The organism is Streptomyces sp. B5E4, from assembly GCF_039871555.1.
Lineage (GTDB): Bacteria > Actinomycetota > Actinomycetes > Streptomycetales > Streptomycetaceae > Streptomyces.
Genome location: NZ_JBDPMI010000018.1, coordinates 17,987 through 35,555 on the forward strand (window position 1 = coordinate 17,987; position 17,569 = coordinate 35,555).

11 protein-coding genes and 2 pseudogenes are annotated in these 17,569 nt (G+C 74.9%); 9 read left to right on the forward strand and 4 right to left on the reverse strand.

Features of this window, described 5'->3' with window-relative positions; all coding sequences use genetic code 11:
* Positions 1-45: 45 nt before the first annotated feature.
* Positions 46-1,161: an isoaspartyl peptidase/L-asparaginase gene (locus tag ABGA99_RS22190; protein ID WP_347583281.1), complete on the reverse strand. Its 1,116-nt coding sequence runs from the start codon at positions 1,159-1,161 to the stop codon at positions 46-48.
* Positions 1,162-1,293: 132 nt separating this feature from the next.
* Entirely contained in the window at positions 1,294-2,196 is a 903-nt protein-coding gene (locus tag ABGA99_RS22195; RefSeq protein ID WP_347583282.1) for an EamA family transporter, read from the reverse strand.
* Positions 2,197-2,253: 57 nt separating this feature from the next.
* On the opposite strand from ABGA99_RS22195, the gene ABGA99_RS22200 reads away from it, so the two are divergent.
* The 5 genes and pseudogenes from ABGA99_RS22200 (at position 2,254) to ABGA99_RS22220 (ending at position 8,913) form a co-directional block, all read left to right on the forward strand.
* Entirely contained in the window at positions 2,254-3,150 is an 897-nt protein-coding gene (locus ABGA99_RS22200) for a LysR family transcriptional regulator (protein WP_347583283.1), read from the forward strand.
* A gap of 125 nt (positions 3,151-3,275) precedes the next feature.
* Positions 3,276-3,590: pseudogene (locus ABGA99_RS22205) on the forward strand (hypothetical protein); the annotation flags it as partial.
* A gap of 10 nt (positions 3,591-3,600) precedes the next feature.
* Positions 3,601-4,111, forward strand: a pseudogene (locus ABGA99_RS22210) (protocatechuate 3,4-dioxygenase subunit alpha).
* Positions 4,112-4,221: 110 nt separating this feature from the next.
* Positions 4,222-4,980, forward strand: a complete 759-nt coding sequence (pcaD, locus tag ABGA99_RS22215) for a 3-oxoadipate enol-lactonase (RefSeq protein WP_347583305.1) — start codon at positions 4,222-4,224, stop codon at positions 4,978-4,980.
* Positions 4,981-5,097: 117 nt separating this feature from the next.
* Entirely contained in the window at positions 5,098-8,913 is a 3,816-nt protein-coding gene (locus tag ABGA99_RS22220; RefSeq protein WP_347583284.1) for a S8 family serine peptidase, read from the forward strand.
* 188 nt (positions 8,914-9,101) lie between these two features.
* Here the strand turns inward: ABGA99_RS22220 and ABGA99_RS22225 are convergent, their stop codons facing one another.
* A complete protein-coding gene (locus ABGA99_RS22225) occupies positions 9,102-10,118 on the reverse strand; it encodes a helix-turn-helix domain-containing protein (protein WP_347579996.1) in 1,017 nt (338 codons plus the stop codon).
* Between the two features lie 129 nt (positions 10,119-10,247).
* Between ABGA99_RS22225 and ABGA99_RS22230 the strand changes: the two genes are divergently transcribed.
* A complete protein-coding gene (locus tag ABGA99_RS22230; protein WP_347579995.1) occupies positions 10,248-13,682 on the forward strand; it encodes a S8 family serine peptidase in 3,435 nt (1,144 codons plus the stop codon).
* Here the strand turns inward: ABGA99_RS22230 and ABGA99_RS22235 are convergent.
* Positions 13,667-15,553: an ABC transporter ATP-binding protein gene (locus tag ABGA99_RS22235; RefSeq protein ID WP_347583285.1), complete on the reverse strand. Its 1,887-nt coding sequence runs from the start codon at positions 15,551-15,553 to the stop codon at positions 13,667-13,669. The two genes, ABGA99_RS22230 and ABGA99_RS22235, sit on opposite strands and share 16 nt — an antisense overlap.
* A 74-nt stretch (positions 15,554-15,627) precedes the next feature.
* On the opposite strand from ABGA99_RS22235, the gene ABGA99_RS22240 reads away from it, so the two are divergent.
* The 3 genes from ABGA99_RS22240 to ABGA99_RS22250 all read left to right on the forward strand — a co-directional run bounded on the left by ABGA99_RS22240 (position 15,628) and on the right by ABGA99_RS22250 (position 17,471).
* A complete protein-coding gene (locus ABGA99_RS22240; RefSeq protein ID WP_347579993.1) occupies positions 15,628-16,203 on the forward strand; it encodes a TetR family transcriptional regulator in 576 nt (191 codons plus the stop codon).
* Between the two features lie 174 nt (positions 16,204-16,377).
* Positions 16,378-17,139, forward strand: coding sequence for an SDR family oxidoreductase (locus tag ABGA99_RS22245; protein WP_347579992.1), 762 nt, complete (start codon positions 16,378-16,380; stop codon positions 17,137-17,139).
* Positions 17,136-17,471 carry an L-rhamnose mutarotase gene (locus ABGA99_RS22250; RefSeq protein ID WP_347579991.1) on the forward strand — a complete coding sequence of 112 codons (336 nt, stop codon included), beginning with the start codon at positions 17,136-17,138 and terminating at the stop codon, positions 17,469-17,471. The genes ABGA99_RS22245 and ABGA99_RS22250 overlap by 4 nt, the downstream gene beginning before the upstream one ends.
* The last annotated feature ends 98 nt before the right edge of the window (positions 17,472-17,569 follow it).

Here is a 17,569-nt window from a genome sequence, read left to right on the forward strand (position 1 = left end):
CCGGTGCGGCGGGCGGCGGGAGACCGGCCCCCGCCGCCCCGGCCGTCACTCGTCGGCGAAGATCTTGACCACGATCTCACCGTCCGCGGTGGCGTAACCCCGGTACATTCCCGAGGTGTTGAAGGTGAACGCGAGGTTCCTGCGGGAGTCCAGTGCGATCACCCCGCCGGTGTCGTCGCCGCCCAGCGCCTCGGTCCTGTCGATCGCCGCCCCGGCCGCCTTGGACACCGACCGGCCCAGGTACTCGACCTGCGCGGAGACGGTGTGCGTGACGGCCTCGCGGAGGAACAGCTCGCCGGTGCCGGTCGCGGACGCCGCGATGTTGCCGTTCTTCGCGTACGTGCCCGCGCCGACGATCGGAGAGTCCCCGATGCGCCCGACGGGCTTGTTCGTCAGCCCGCCCGTCGACGTGCCGGCCGCCAGGTCGCCGTCGCCGTCGATGCCGACGGCGCCGACCGTGCCGGTCTCGCCGAAGTCGAAGTCCGACTCGCCGCCCTTGGCGGCCATCAGGGACTCCCACCGCCGCTCGGTGAAGAAGTAGTCCTGGGTCACCAGGTCCATGCCGCGGTGCTGCGCGAAGCGTTCCGCGCCCTCGCCGCTCATCAGCACGTGCCGGGAGTTGTCCATCATCTCCCGCGCCAGTGAGATCGGGTTCTTGATGTGGGTCACGCCGGTGACCGCGCCGGTGTCCAGGGTCGCGCCGTCCATGATCGAGGCGTCCAGTTCGTTCTCCGCGTCGGTGGTGAACACCGCGCCCTTGCCGGCGTTGAAGAGCGGCGAGTCCTCCAGCACGTTGATCGCCGCCTCGACGGCCGCGACGCTGGACTTCCCGTCCGCCAGCGCCCGCTGCCCGGTGCGGACGGCCTCGGTGAGCTTGGTGCGGTACTCCCGCTCCAGTTCGGGGGTCATGTCCTCGCGCCTGAGGGTGCCGGCCCCGCCGTGGAGGGCGAAGACGACGTCCCGCGCCTTCTCGCTGGTGTTCGGATCGCCGGATTCCTTCTGATCCTGGGTGGTACGGGTACCGGCCGGCGCGGCCGGCGCCCGGTCGGCGGCCGCGCCCTGCTGCGGCGCGGCGGCCGCCCCGAGGGCGGTGACCGGGGTGATCACGACCGCCGCGGCAAGCAGCGCGGTGCGCGCGAGCGTCGATGTCCTGCGAAACATGAGCCGCTCCTCTCGCTGGTGCACATCACTCCTGGCGGCCCGGCGCGCTGCCCGGCCGCCGGGGGCGATCATGGCGCCGTACGGGCCGGCTGCCAAGGCGTCGTACACCACCGATCGGCCGGGGTGCGCCTGTCAGCGGCGGGTGACGACAACGGCGTTGGCGGTGACGATCACGGCGATCGCCGCCCATTCGTACGGGCCCAGCCGCTGGTCCAGCACGGCCGTGCCGACGAGCGCCGCCAGCACCGGGTTGACGCTCATGAAGGTGCCGAACAGCCGGGCCGGGACGCGGCGCAGCGTGAGCAGGTCGGAGAGGAAGGGGACGGCGGAGGAGAGCACCCCCGCGGTGACGGCGTAGCCGAGCGCCGCGGCGGTCGGCGGGCGGTGGGCCAGCACGACGGCGCCGACGGGGACGTACGCGAGGCCGGAGACGGCCGCCGCCGCCGGGCCCTGCACGCCGGGCAGCCGGCGCCCGACGGTGCGGCCCAGCAGGATGTAGCAGGCCCAGCAGACGGCGGCGAGCAGTGCGAGCGCGATGCCCGCGTAGTCGGCGGCGGGGCGCGGGCGGGTCAGGACGACGACGGCCGCGGCGGCGGCCAGCGCGCACGCCAGGTCGGTGCGGCGGCGGGTGGCGGCGAGCGCCACCGCCAGCGGGCCGAGGAACTCCAGCGTCACCGCGAGGCCGAGGCCGATCCGGCCGATCGCGGTGTACAGCGAGAGGTTCATGACCGCGAACACCGCGGCCAGCCCCAGCACCGGCCACCACTGTGCGCGCGTGAACGTACGCATCCGGGGCCGCCCCACCGCCAGCAGCACGGCCCCGGCCACCCACTGCCGTACGGCGACCACCCCGGCCGGGCCGACGACGGGGAAGGCCAGCGCGGCGACGGCGGCGCCTGTCTGGTTCGACAGCCCGCTGCCGAGCATCATCGCGACCCCGGCCGCGCGGCCGCCGGGCCGGGCGCCCTCCTGCGGGCCGGGGCGCGGTCGGAGGGCGGTGGCGGGCTGCGGTTCCGCGGTCATGGCACGGAGCATGCGCGCCCGGTTCGTATGCGCAAAATGCATGTGCCGCGCGTTCTATACGCTGAAGTCATGGATCTGGAGCTCCGGCACCTGCGCTGCCTGGTCGCCATCGTGGACACCGGCAGCTTCACCGACGCCGCCATCGAGCTGGGCGTCTCCCAGGCCGCGGTCTCCCGCACCCTGCTGGGGCTGGAGCGGATCCTCGGCGTCCGGCTGCTCCACCGCACCAGCCGCAGCGTCACCCCGACCACCGCGGGCGTCCAGGTGCTCGCCCGCGCGCGGCACCTGCTCGCCGAGGCGGACGACCTCGTCGGCGAGGCCACCACCGGCCACACCCGGCTGCGCATCGGGCACGCCTGGTCGGCGGCCGGCCGGCACACCGCGGAGTTCCAGCGCCGCTGGGCCGGCCGGCACCCGGACGTGGAGCTGCATCTGATCCGTACCAACTCCGCCACCGGCGGCCTCGCCGAAGGGCTCTGCGACCTCGCCCTCGTCCGCACCGGCGTCGACGAGCGGCGCTACGCCCACGCCGTCGTCGGCCACGAGCGCCGCTACTGCGCGATGGCCGCCGACGATCCCTTCGCCCGCCGCCGCAGCCTGCGGCTCGCCGACATCCGCGACCGCACCGTCCTGGTGGACCGCCGCACCGGCACCACCAGCGCCGAGATGTGGCCGGAGGCGGCGCGGCCGGCGGTGGAGCACACCCGGGACGTCGACGACTGGCTGGCGGACATCGCCACCGGCCGCCGCGTCGGCCTCACCCCGGAGAGCACCGTGGCGCAGTACCGCCGCGACGGCATCGTCTACCGGCCCGTACGCGACGCGCCGCCGGTCGCCGTGCTGTTCGTCTGGCGCCGCCACGACCCGCACCCGGCCACGCACGACGCGGTCGCGCTCCTCCAGGACCTCTACCGCGAACACGAGGCCCGCCGCGGCGGCAAGACCCGGCCGGCGCGGGGGCGTTGACACCCGCGAGGTGAGCGCGGAGACTCGGCGGGGAGCCGATGTGAACACTCGTGCGCCAGGCGCACGCGGGACCCGGTGCCGGGAACCGCGCCGGAGCCGCCTCGCCCCCGGGAGGTGCAGCGGCCGTGGCCGCCGGACCACACCTGACGCAGCGTCGGATATCCGAGGAGATCGCCGCCGCCCATCGCGCCACCGCCGCCGCCGTGGCCGCCGGCGCCCCCGCCCCGCACCACCCGGCCCGCGACTTCGCCCCGTACCGCAGCACCGTCCTGCGCCACCCGCGGCGGCCGCCGCTGCCCCTCGCCGACCCCGACGCCGCCGCCCGCGCCCGGCTGGTCGCGACCTACGACCACGCGCTGTCGGTGCCGGAGTGGTCCCTCGGCTACCGCTGGGACGTCGTCCTCGACGGCCCCGCCGCCACCTGGCGGAACCGGGGGAGGAAGGCCGCTGATGCACGATCCCACCCCCGCGCAGACAGTGGGCCCCTTCTACGGCCACGCGCTGCCGTTCCCCGGCGTCGGCGACGTCGCCCCGGCCGGGCACCCGGACACCGTCACCGTCCACGGCCGCGTCCACGACGGCGCCGGCGAGCCGGTGCCGGACGCGCTGCTGGAGTGCTGGCAGGCCGCCCCCGGCGGCGCGCTCGACGGCCGGCCGGGCTCGCTGCGCCGCGCCCCCGTGACCGGCGGCTTCCCCGGCCGCAACGGCGTGGACTTCACCGGCTTCGCGCGCGTGGCCACCGACGGGGACGGCCACTGGGCGATACACCCGCGCCTACCTCGCCGCGCCGCCCGCCGGGGGCCCGGTGGCCGCGCTGCCCGGGGAGCTGCGCGCGGCACTGCTCGCGCGCGCCGAAGGGGAGCGGACGTACCGCTTCGACGTGCACCTTCAGGGCGAGAAGGAGACGGTCTTCCTCGACGTCCGCGCGCCTTCCGGGCCCGGCGGGGACGGCCCGGGGTGAGCGGGTTACGCAGCACGGGCGCGACCGGCCGCCGGACGCACGGGGCCGGGAGCCGGGCCACCGCCGCGCCCCTGCTGCACCACCGCGTCGAAGGGCCCGAGGGCCGCCCCGTGCTGGTCCTCGGGCCGTCCCTCGGCACGACCACCGCCGTCTGGGACGCCCAAGTGCCCGCGCTCGCCCAGGTGTTCCGCGTGGTGCGCTGGGACCTGCCGGGGCACGGCCGCTCGCGGGCCGGGCTGTTCGGCGCCGGCGGCACCGTGGCGCAGCTCGCCCGCCTCGTCCTCGATGTCGCGGACGCCCTGGGCGTCGCCCGGTTCCGCTACGCGGGCATCTCGCTCGGCGGTGCCGTCGGCACCTGGCTCGCCGCCCACCACCCCGGCCGCGTCGACGCGCTCGCCCTGATCTGCACCTCGGCCCGCTTCGGCCCGCCGGCCCGGTGGCGCGAACGGGCCGCCCTGGTCCGGGCCGAGGGCATCGAGCCGGTCGCCGGCACCGCCGCGGAGCGCTGGTTCACCGCGCGGTTCGCGGCCGGCGGCGACCCGGCGGTACGGACCCTGACCGCCGCACTGCGCGCCGCCGACCCGGCCGCGTACGCCGCCTGCTGCGACGCCCTCGCCGCCCTCGACCTCCGTGCAGACCTGGCCCGCGTCGCCGCGCCCACCCTCGTCGTCGCCGGCCGGGACGACGTGGCGACCCCGCCCGCCCACGCCCGCGCCCTGGCCGACGGCATCGCCGACGCCGCCCTCGTCGAGCTGCCCCGCACCGGCCACTTGGCGCCCGTCGAGCGGCCGGCGGCCGTCCTGGCCGCTCTGCTCGCCCACTTCGCACCCGCCGCGTACGGCCCGGGAAACCGGTACAGCCCCGGCTGAACCGGGCGCCCGGCCACCCGCCCGAAGCCGGGCGCCCGTTGTCGTACAGGCGACATGTCGCAAGCCCGGCACGCCGTAGATCGTGACAGCCGCCCGTCAGGACCGAAAGCTTTCCCCGTGCATCTACGACGAGTAAAGCTGCCGGCGCTCGCCACCGCGGGCGCGCTCCTGGTCACCCTGGCGCCATCCGCGATCCACGCAGCCGCCTCACCCGGCGGCGCGACGGTCGCGGACCGGGCGGCCGGCTCCTCGCTCAGCGTCGTCACGCTCGTCACCGGCGACCGTGTGCGGCTTGAGCGCTTCCCCGACGGCCGGCAGGCCGCCACCGTGACGCCACGCGACGGGGCCGGCGGAGGCGGCGGCTTCGAGCAGCTCGAAATCGACGGCGACCTGCACGTCATCCCCACCGACGCGGTGCCCTACGTCGGCTCGGGTGCCGTGGACCGCGACCTGTTCAACATCACCGAACTGGTCGAGCAGGGCTACGGCGACGGGAAGAGCAAGCGGATCCCGCTGATCGTGGCCTACGCCGAGGGCGCCCGCACCGCCGATGCCGCTGAGCTGCCCGGGGTGACCGCGGGCGCCGCGCTGCCGAGCCTGAACGCCCGTGCCGTCAAGGCCGGCAAGGACGGGGCCGACCGCCTCTGGGAGGCCGTCGACGACGACCGCAAGAACGCCAGGACGGCGGCCGGGCCGAAGCTCGCCGGCGGTATCGAGCGCATCTGGCTGGACCGCAAGGTCAGCGCCTCGCTCGACCGCAGCGTGGCGCAGATCGGCGCACCCGAGGTCTGGCAGGGCGGCCACGACGGCGAGGGCGTCACCGTCGCCGTGCTCGACACGGGCGTGGACGCCGAACACCCGGACCTGGCGGGCAAGGTCGACGAGGCCCGCAACTTCTCCGACAGCCCCACCACGGGCGACGCCTTCGGCCACGGCACGCACGTCGCGGCCACCGTCGCCGGCACCGGCGCCGGCTCCGACGGCTCCCGCAAGGGCGTCGCCCCCGGCGCCCGGCTGCTGGTCGGCAAGGTGCTCGGCGACGACGGCTTCGGCTCCGAGTCGCAGGTGCTCGCCGGCATGGAGTGGGCCGCAGGCGCCGGGGCCGACGTGGTCAACATGAGCCTCGGCACCGACGCCGCCACCGACGGCACCGACGCGCTGAGCCTCGGCCTGAACCGGCTGACCGCCGAGACCGGCACCCTCTTCGTTGCCTCGGCCGGCAACAACGGCCCGAGCTCGGCCACCGTCGGCTCGCCCGGCGCCGCCGACGCCGCGCTCACCGTGGGCGCCGTCGACCGCGACGAGTCGCTGGCCGGCTTCTCCAGCCGCGGCCCGCGCGTCGGCGACCTCGCCGTCAAGCCCGACATCACCGCGCCCGGCGTGGACATCGTCGCCGCCCGCGCGGCGGGCACCGCCATGGGCACGCCCGTGGACGACCTCTACACGGCCGCCTCCGGCACCTCCATGGCCGCGCCGCACGTCGCCGGCGCCGCCGCGCTGATCGCGCAGCGCCACCCCGACTTCAGTGCGCAGCAGCTCAAGGACGCGCTGGTCAGCACCGCGCAGCGGCACGACGACCTGACGGTCTACGAGCAGGGCGGCGGGCGCGTGGACGCCGCCCGCGCGGACGCGCAGCAGGTGTACGCCACCGGCACCCTCGGCTTCGGCGGTGTCGACGAGGGCGGCGAGCCGGTGCGGCGCGAGGTCACGTACACCAACGCCTCCGACGCGCCGGTGACGCTGCAGCTCGCCGCCTCGCTGCGGGCCGCGAACGGCGAGCCGGTCCCGGCCGACGCCGTGGGCCTGCCGGACGGCGACACCGTCGAGATCGCCGCCGGCGGCACCGCGACCGTCCCGGTCACCCTCGACCCGGCGGGGCTGCGCCCCGGCCGCTACGGCGGGTACGTCACCGCCACCGCGGGCGACACCGTCGCGCACACCACCATCGGCGCCGTCCGCGAGGCACCGACGCGCACCGTCACGCTGCGCGGCATCGACCGCGCCGGGCAGCCGGCCTTCGTCAACCCCGTCACGCTCTTCGGCGAGGACGACCGCTACGACGTCGTCACGTACATCGCGAACGGCAGGACGCTGACCGTCGAGGTGCCGGAGGGCGAGTACTTCCTGCACGCAGTGATCTCCGACAAGATCCCGGGCGGCAGCGTCGACAGCCTCATCGTCGACCCGCAGCTCAAGGTCGACCGCGACCTGGACGTCGTCCTCGACGCCCGCAAGGCCAACGAGGTGAAGATCGAGACCCCGAAGCCGGCGGTGCAGGAAGCCGTCATGAGCTTCTACAGCCACCGCGAGTTCGGCAACCGCAGCATCTCCCACGGGCACATGGAGTTCAGCGTCGACGGCCGCAAGCTGTACGTGACGCCGACCGCCAAGGCCCGCGAGGGCGTCTTCGAGGTCTCCTCCCGTTGGCAGTTGGAGGCCCCGATGCTCACCGGCACCGTCCGCGGGACCGGGACACAGGGCAGCGCCGGCATCGAGGCCGTACGCCTGATGGGCCGCTCCCCCGCCCTGGACGGCAACCGGCGGCTGCCGCTGGTCGACGCCGGCGCGGGCACGGAGGCGGACTTCGCCGCCCTCGCCGACGACGGTGCCGACCTCGCCCGCGCGGCCGTCCTGGTCGACGGCGACAGCCCGCAGGACGAGAACGTGGTCCGCCGCGCCGCGGCCGCCGGGGCCGAGTACGTCATCGTCGTCTGCCCGGAGGGCACACCCGGCTGGAGCGTGTGGCGGCCCGGCGGCGACCGGCTGCCCGCGGTGGGCGCGATGGTCCGGTACGACGTCGGCGAGAAGCTGCGCGCGGCGCTGGCCGGGGGCCGGGCGACCGTCGAACTGCGCGGTACGCCGGCCAGCCCGTACATGTACGACGTGATGCAGGTGGCGAAGCAGCAGGTGCCCGAGCGGGTGGTGCACCGGGTGAACGGCTCGAACACCGCCACCGTCCAGACCAGTTACGGCGACTCCGGCGGCAACCCCTGGGCCAAGGAGCAGCGCTTCGGCTGGCGGCCGTGGATGGGGACGGCCATCAACCAGTACCAGCGGCACGTGCCCACTCCGCACGAGCGCACCGAGTACGTGAGCGCCGGCGACACCCTCTGGCGCCACAACGTCCACCACCGCTACACCTTCGACACCTTCAACCCGCTGGCCGGCGGGATGATCCAGGAGGCCCGCACCTACCGGGCGGGCGAGCGGGTCGAGGAGAGCTGGTTCGCGCCCGTGGTGCGGCCCGCGATCCCGCGCGGCGTGGAGGGGCTGACCTCGTACCGCGAGGGGGACCAGCTCACCATCCGCATCCCGGAGTTCGCCGACTCCCAGGAGGGTCACTACAGCCGCCTGGACGGCGGCGACTGGGACGGCACCCCCGCCGACAAGTCCTCGGCGGCGCTGTACCGCGACGGCGAGAAGCTGGCCGAAGGCCGCACGGCGTGGGGCGCGTTCCCCGCGGGCGGCACCGGCGGGAAGGGGACGTACCGTCTCGACCTCGCGGTCGACAGGACCACCCCGGAGTGGCGCACGGGCGTGAGCACGCGCACCAGTTGGTCGTTCGCGGCCGACCGCCCCGCGGCGGGCAGGCAGGACCTGCTGCCGCTGGTGCAGCTCGACTACGACGTGCCCACCGACGCGCGGGGCGCGGCGCCCGGCGGGCGGCTCGTGCCGCTCGGCATCACGGCGCGGCACCAGGACGGCCTCGACGGGCGGCGCATCAAGGGGATGGAGGTCTCCACCTCCTTCGACGACGGTGCCACCTGGCGGGACGCCACGGCGATGCCCTGGTGGGACGGCGGCTACCGGGTCTGGCTGCGGCACCCCTCGGTGGGTGACGACGGCGGCTTCGTCTCGCTGCGCGTGAAGGCGTGGGACGACGCCGGCAACAGCGTCGAGCAGACGGTGAAGCGGGCCTACGCGCTGAAGTGACACCCTCCGTCACCGGTGCGGCCGGAGCGATCCGGCCGCACCGGTGCGGGTGCGCGCCCTGCCGGGATCTCTCCCGGCGGGGTGTTCGTGCCCTTCGGGCACGCCTGTCGTACGGGCGCACCCCGCCGTGCGTCCGCCCTGCGGTTACGGGACCTGCGCTCAGCCGCGCACGGCCGTCCCCACCGCCGTCACGGCAGCCAGTCGCGGCGGGCCGCCTGCCACACCAACTGTGCCCGGGTGTCCGCGCCCACGCGGCCCATCATGTCCCGCAGCCGACGCTGCACGGTGCGCTGGCTGATGCCGAGCTGCGTCGCGATGGCCTTGTCCGCGAGCCCCGCCACCACCAGCGACAGCAGATAGCGCTCGTCCTCCGCCAGCGCGGGGCCGGCCGCCCCGGCGCCGTCGCCGAGCCCGGCCAGCTCGCCCGCCCCGGTGACGTGCAGCGGCGACGCCGCCGCCCACTGGCTCTCGAAGAGCGCGATCAGCGCGTCCAGCAGCGCGCTGCTGCGTACCACCGCCACCGTCGGCTCGCCGAACCTGCTGTCCGCGTTCGGGACCAGCGGGCACAGCGCCAGCACCCCGTCGGCGATCATCAGCCGCACCGGCAGCGCGCTCGCCGCCCGCGCCGCCTCGCCCGCGCGGACGCCGAGGGCCACGTTGCCCAGCATCCCGGGCTCCTCCAGCAGGGCGCGCTCATAGATGACGCGGTAGCGCACGCCCTTGGCGAGCATCTCGAACTCCTCGTCGTTGTCCGCCGACGGCATCGCCACGTGCCCCGCCTTGCACAGCGCCAGCACCTCCGTGCGCGAGCCGTACGCGAGGTCGCGTATCTGCTGCCGGATCGCCGCCACGCCCGTGACGACCTCGACGAGCTGCCGCGCGTCGCGGCGCCTGCCGCCCGCCCGGAACTCCTCGGTCAGCTCGGTCACCCCGCGCCTGGCCCGCTCCAGCGCCTCCTGCCCGCGCAGCAGCCGCGGCCCGAGCGCCACGTCCGGTGCCACGGGCACGAAGTGCCCCGCGCTGCCCGGGCGTTGCTCCGGACCGCTGACCAGCCCCTTCTCCTGCAGCGAGGTCAGCAGCGACTCCGCCCGCCGCCGGTCGAGGCCCAGCTCCGCGGCCACGGTCTCCGCGTCCGCGCCGTGCAGCCCGACCAGCAGCCGGTACACCCGTTCCTCCGTCGGTTCGACGCCTGCCGGCTCCAGCATCGTCTCTCACGCTCCTTCCGCACGGGTCCCCGCCGCCGTTCGCCCTGTCTGGCCAAGAGCCGACATGGCGACAAGTCGCCAACGGAAACCGCTTCCTTGGCGCCGGACGAGCGGGTTACAACCCAAGTCATGCATCGTTCGCCCCGGCGTTACCTGCCCATCCGCGCCGCCGTGCTCGGCTGCCTCGCCTCGTTGCTGGCCTCCGTGCCTTCTCTAGCCACAGCGCTGCCGGAATCGTCAGTGTCACACCCGGCGGCATTCGCCACCGCAACCGACTCCGCCCCCGGCGCCTTCGCCGACGCGTCGTCCGGCCCGGACGACGGCGCCGCGGCGAAGACCGAACCGGGCACCGAAATCACCCTCGTGACGGGCGACACCGTCACCCTCGGCCCCGTCGCCGACGGCCGGCCCACCGTCTCCGTGACCCCCGCGGAAGGCGTCGGGGGGAGCACGTCGTTCACCACCCTGCACGAGGGAGGCGACGTGTACGTCATCCCCGACGGCGTGGCCGCACTGGTACCCGGCGTCCTGGACACCGAACTGTTCAACGTCACCGCGCTGGCCGCGATGGACTACGACGACGCCGCCACCGACACCCTTCCGCTGATCGTCCGCGGCCCCCGCCCGCTGGCCGCTCTGGACGAGGCCGAGGACATCCGCGGGCTGCCCAGCATCGACGCCACCGCCGTCGCCGTGCCCAAGGACGCCGCCGCCGGCTTCGCCGAGCGGCTCGCCGCCCCCGCGGGACCCAGGGCCGCGGCCGGGGTGACGCACGTGTGGCTCGACCGCGAGGTCCGGGCCGCGGAACTCGACTGGAACCTCGGCATGATCGGCGCACCCGAGGCGTGGGAGAGCGGCCTGAGCGGCGTCGGCGTGGACATCGCCGTGCTCGACTCCGGCATCGACGCCGACCACCCCGACCTGCGCGGACAGATCGCCGCCGCCCGGGACTTCACCGGCAGCGGCTCCACCGGCGACCCCGACGGCCACGGCACGCACGTCGCCTCGATCGTCGCCGGCACCGGCGCGGCGGCGGACGGCGCCCGGCGCGGCGTCGCCCACGGCGCCCGGCTGCTCAACGCCCGGGTGCTCGACGACGACGGCCGGGGGCAGTCGTCCTGGGTCATCGCGGGCATGGAGTGGGCCACCGAGCAGGGCGCCGAGGTGGCGAACCTCAGCCTCGGCGCGCAGCCGGGAGAGCGGGACGACCCGGTCGCCCTCTCGCTGGACGCGCTCACCGCCGACACCGGCACCCTCTTCGTCGCGGCGGCGGGCAACATGGGCCCGTTCGGCGGCTCCATCCAGTCGCCGGGCATCGCGCGCAGCGCGCTGACGGTCGGCGCCGCGGTGGAGAGCGGCAAGACGGCGTTCTACTCCAGCGTCGGGCCGACTCGCGCCACGTTCCGCGCCAAGCCCGACCTGATCGCGCCCGGCACCGGCATCACCGGCGCCCGCTCCGGCAGCGGCACGGCCGATCCGTACACGATGATGAACGGCACCTCCCAGGCCGCGCCGCATGTCGCGGGCGCCGCTGCGCTGCTGCTGGAGAAGCACCCCGGCTGGAGCTGGGAGCGGGTGAAGACCGCGCTCATGACCACCGCGGACGGGGAGGCGGACAGGACGCAGTCGCAGTACGCCGGCGCGGGCATGCTCGACGTGCCCGGCGCCGTCTCCGACACCCTCGCATTCGACCGCGGCAACGTCGACTTCGGCTACCTGCGCTACCCCGACGGCAGCGAGCCGCGCACCGTCGAGTTCTCCGTCACCAACAACGGCACCGCGCCCGAGCGCCTGGACCTCTCCGACAACGCCCGCGACGTCTACGGCGACGACGCGCCCGACGACCTCCTGACCGTCAGCCCGGCCCAGGTCACCGTGGCGCCGGGGGAGAAGCAGACGATCACGGCCAGGCTCGACCCCGGCGCGGCGCCGCCGCGCGTCTACGCCGGTGGGGTCGTGGTGGAGCGCGACGGTCGCGACACCGTCACCCTGCCGTTCAACGCCTACCTCGAAGCGCCCCGCCACGACATCCGGCTGACCGTGCTCGACCGCGACGGCGAGCCCTGGGCGGGCGGCACCGTGTACCTCGCCAACATGGACGACTACCGCCCCGTCAGCGGCGGCGGCTCCCAGACCGTGCACCTGGACGAGAACGGCCAGGGCACCGCCCGGATGCTGCCCGGGTCGCTCAGCGTGATGGCGAAGGTCGAGACCCCGGCGCGCGACGGCTCCCCGGCCACGGTCGCGTTCGCCGGCTCGCCCGAGGTCATGCTCGACCGGGACATGGAGTACACCATCGACGCGCGCAAGGCGAAGCAACTGCGGCCGGCGCGGGTCGCGGGCGCGCAGACCGAGGTCGAGCACGTCTCCATCCACTACCAGCGCGGTGACGCCAAGCGGGGCACGGGCATCGGCGACGGCATCTACGCCCGCGGCGAAGAGGTCACCGAGGGCCGGGTTTTCCTGCAGCCGACCGGACCGGTCAAGAGCGGCACCGTGGCGTTCGAGACCCGCTGGCGGCTGGACGCGACGGGCCCGGCGCACGGCCGGCAGGCGGACGCCTACGAGTTGGTGCTGGGCGGCGAGAAGATCGCCGACCCGCCGGTCTACGACGTCTCCCGCGCCGAGGCCCACGGCCTCGCCAGGATGACGTCCGACTACCGCGCGCTGCGCGGCAGCCCCGACACGTACGCCGAGACGCGCTACGCCTACTCCGACCGGATCCACGCCGGGTTCGGGATGAGCGAGCCGCTGGACGTGCCGCGGCGCAGGACCGAACTGGTCACCGCGGGACCGGAGGTGCGCTGGCAGCACTGCGTGCGCGCGCCGTCCGCGGGCGGCTTGTCGATGTGCGGGCCGACGGGAGCGTACGAGCGCGGGGAGCGAGGCGAGCCCGTGTGGTTCCGCGGGCTGGCTCCGGCGGTGGTGGCCGGCAACCACTACGACGGCAGCCTCGCCGTGCCCGTCGACCTCAGCGACGGCGAGCACAACGGGCAGGACCCTGCCGGCGTGTTCGGCCAGCAGAGGCTGCGGCTGTACCGCGACGGCACGGAGGTGCTGCCGCGCCAGCCGGGCAGCTCGTACTTCGACGTCCCGTCGGAACCCGCGACCTACCGGCTGGAGCACACCGCGCGCCCGGACACCGCGCGGCTGCCGCTCGGCAGCCGGACGGACACGAGCTGGACCTTCCCGTCCCGCGGGCCCGCGCCCGGCGGATCCGCCGTCAAGCCGCGGCTGCTCACCGTCGACTACCGGCCGCCGACCCGCGACGACGGCACGCTGCGCGCCGGTGTCCCGCTGATGCTGGGAGCCGGGCTGGTGTCCTCCGAGAGCCCGAGCGACTGGCGCAAGGAGAAGGGCACGCTGCGGCTGTGGGTGTCCACCGACTCCGGTGACCGCTGGCACCGCATGCTGGCCGTGCCCATGCCGGACGGCTCCGTGCTGGCCACGGCCCCCGGGGTGCGGCCGCGCGCGGGTGACTCCGTCTCCGTACGTGTCGAGGGCTCGGCCGCGGAAGGCCGGACCGTCGACCAGACCATCGTCGACGCCTACCCGGTGCGCTGAGGCGCACCGGGGGCGACGACGGTGGCGGGGGCCGCTGCGTGACCGGCGGGCGCAGCGGCCCCCGACCCCGCCGAGGCGATACGCAGGGCCTCCACCAGGCCGCGGTAGAGCGCGTCGGCGGCCAGCAGTTCATCGTGGGTGCCGCGGGCGCGGATCCGGCCGGACTCCATCACCACGATGGTGTCCGCGTCGATCACGGTCGACAGCCGGTGGGCGATCGTGACGACGGCGCCGGCCCGCGCCCGGGTGCGTATGCACTCGTGGACCGCGGCCTCGGTGAGCGCGTCGAGCTGGGCGGTGGCCTCGTCCAGCAGCAGCACGTCGGGCTCGCGCAGCAGCGCGCGCGCCAGCGCGATGCGCTGGCGCTCGCCGCCGGAGACGGCGGTCGAGGACAGTTCGGTGTCCAGCCCGTCGTCGAGGCCGTCGACCTTCTCGGCCAGCCGCACGTCGCGCAGTACGCGGCGCAGGTCCTGCTCCCCGGCGTCGGGGCGGGAGAACAGCAGGTTGTCCCGGATGGTGCCCGGGACGACCGGGGTGTCCTGCTCCACGTACGCCAGCCGGGAGCGGATCGCGGTGTGGCTCAGCTCGTGGTACGGCCGCCCGTCGAGCGCCAGTTCGCCCTCCTGGGGCTCCAGGAAGCGCAGGATCAGCGACAGGAGCGTCGTCTTGCCGGCGCCGGACGGGCCGACGATGGCGGTGTGCCCGCGGCGCGGCACGGCCAGGTCGATGCCGCGCACCGCGGGCTCGCGGCCCGGCCCGTACCCGGCGGTGACGCCGCGTAGTTCGAGCACGGCACCGCCGCCGGACCCGTCGTGCGCCGGGCCGCCCGGCCCCTCGCCCGCCCGTTCGTCCGCCGCGCCGGGGGGCGCGGCGGCCTGCTTCGCCGGCGCACCCGCCGCCGCGCCGGCGAACTCCTCCTCGGTGGTCAGCCCGTCCACCGCGCGGATGCGCTTGGCCGCGGCGATCCCGGACTGCAGCTCGGAGGTGTGCTGGCTCAGCTCGGTCACCGGCCCCATCAGCCCGAAGGCGTAGAGCAGGAAGGCGATGAGCCCGGAGACCTCCAGGGATCCGGCGTCCACGCGCCACGCGCCGAGGCCGAGGATCAGGATGATCGCCAGCTCGATACCCGTCCAGGCGATCACCCAGACCGCCGCCTGCAGCCGGATCGCTTTGAGCCCCTGGTCGGCCGCGGCCCTGGCCTCCCGCGCTATCCCGTCGGCCTGGCGCTCCTCGGCGCCGCTGGCCTTGACCGTACGCACCGCGCGCAGCGCGCCTTCGAGCCGCCCGCCGAGCCTTCCGACATGCTCCTGCGCCTGCTCCTCCGCCCGCGCGATACCGGGCATCAGGGTGGCGAAGAGGACGACGATGAGGACCACCGACGCGACCGTGGTCGCGAGCAGTACGAGGTCCAGCACGGCCATCATCGCCAGCGTGCCGACGAGCATGACCACACCGTTGACCAGGCCGACGATCGCGCCCGAGGCCGACGCGTGCAGCAGCGTCGTGTCGGAGACGGCCCGGGAGACCAGCTCGCCGGGCGGCCGGGCGGTCACGCCCGGCACCGTGGCCCGGAAGAAACGGCGCACCATCGACTCGCGCGCCTCCAGCACCACGCGCTCGCCCACGGCGCCGAGGATCACCCACTGCCGGTGCCCGAGCACCGCGCCGACGACCATCAGCACCAGCAGTGTGACGACCGGGCCCGTGAGCGAGGCGTCGTCGGCGAGGGAGTCCAGCACCCACTTCGTCACCATCGGGGACGCCAGAGCGAGGGCGGAGCCGGCCAGGGCCAGCAGCAGGCCGAGGGCCAGCACCCCCCGGTGCGGCCTGGCGAACGACCAGAGGAGGCGCACGCTTTCCGGAACACTCATGCCCGGCAGTAGAACATCGCTGTTCCATTCCCGTCAAACGAGTTCCATTCTGGGGGTGGCGGTACGGTATGGGCATGGACACCGCAGTGAGCAGCACCGGCGCGCGGGCCCGGACACGGCGCGCCATCCTCGACGCCGGCACCGCCGTGCTCGCCCAGAACCCGACGGCCTCGCTGGCCGACGTGGCGGCGGCGGCGGGCGTCGGGCGCACCACGGTGCACCGCTACTTCGCCGAGCGCTCCGATCTGGTCGCCGCCATCGGCGCGGACGTCCTGGACAAGATCGCCGCCGCCACCGACCGTGCCCGGCCCGACGACGGCCCCGCGCTCACCGCGCTGGAGCGCCTCTGCCAGGAGTACTTCGAGCTGGGCGAGAGCCTGGCGATCGCCTTCGACGACTCGCTGGCCGGCACGTGGAACTGGGAGGACTGGGAAGAGGAGACGGAGGCGGACCAGGCGCTGGCCAGGCTCGTCGAACGCGGCCGGGAAGAAGGCACCCTGGACGGCCGGCTGGACGCCGACTGGATCGTCCAGCTCCTCTGGTCCCTGCTGTACATCGCGTGGCAGCGCCAGCGCGGCGGGGACACCAAGCACAACGCGCTGAGCCTGTGCCTGTACACGCTGCGGAGGTCCGTGGGCGCGCCGTCGTAGCCCGTCAGAGATCCGATCAATTCATGCCGGGCGGGCGGATCTTCGCTCCATGGGGTGTCGCAGACATCGATCGATCTGGTAAATATGCAGATCGTGCTACGTGCCTAGGTGCGCCGCGTCTGACGGGCTTACGCCCGCCGAGAGAATCGTCGGATGACAGGAGGTCATTTCAGGATGAAGGACTTCGACGGGCTCAAGGCCGTGGTGACCGGCGGGGCTTCGGGGATCGGACTGGCCACCGCGCGGCTGCTGGCCGAGCGCGGCGCCCAGGTCGCCGTCCTCGACCTCCACCCCGACGACGTACCCCAACCCCTGCGCGGATACCGCGCGGACGTCTCCGACGACGCCTCCGTCACCACCGCGATCAGCGACGCGGCCGGCGCCCTGCGCGGTATCGACGTCCTGGTGAACAACGCCGGCATCGGCGCGGTCGGCACCGTCGAGGACAACGACGAGGCCGAGTGGCACCGGGTGCTGGACGTCAACCTGCTCGGCGTCGTGCGCACCACCCGCGCCGCCCTGCGCCACCTGCGCCGCTCCGCGCACCCCGCGATCGTCAACACCTGCTCCGTCGCCGCCACCGCCGGCCTCCCGCAGCGCGCGCTGTACTCCGCCACCAAGGGCGCCGTGCAGTCCCTGACGCTGGCGATGGCCGCCGACCACGTACGCGAAGGCATCCGGGTCAACTGCGTCAACCCCGGCACGGCGGACACCCCCTGGGTCAGCCGGCTCCTGGACCAGGCCCCCGACCCCGCGGCCGAACGCACCGCACTCCACGCCCGCCAGCCCATGGGCCGCCTGGTCACCGCCGACGAAGTCGCCGCAGCCATCGCCTACCTGGCGAGCCCCACCGCCGCCTCCGTGACCGGCACGGCCCTGGCCGTCGACGGCGGCATGCAGGGCCTGCGCCTGCGCGCCCCGGAGCCGGGCCGATGAGGATCGCCCTGCGCACGCAGGTCCGCGCCGACCGCATCGAGGAGTACGAGGCCGCCCACCGCGAGGTCCCGGAGGGGCTGACGCAGGCCATCCGCGGGGCCGGCGCCACCTCCTGGACCATCTGGCGCAGCGGCACCGACCTCTTCCACGTCATCGAGTGCGAGGACTACGCCCGCCTCCTCGCCGAACTGGAACACCTCCCGGTGAACGTCGCCTGGCAGGCCCGTATGGCCGAACTCCTCGACGTGGTCCACGACTACACCGACGAGGGCACCAGCGCGGGCCTCCCCGTCGTCTGGGAACTCCGGCCGCCCGGCGGCGCGCCCGGCTAGTAAACCGGTGTGACTTCGCAGTCTTGTAGGGACCTTGGGCGGGAACGGGTGCGGTCACCGTGTGATCACCGGGTTGTGTGGGCCCCTTTCGCCTGACC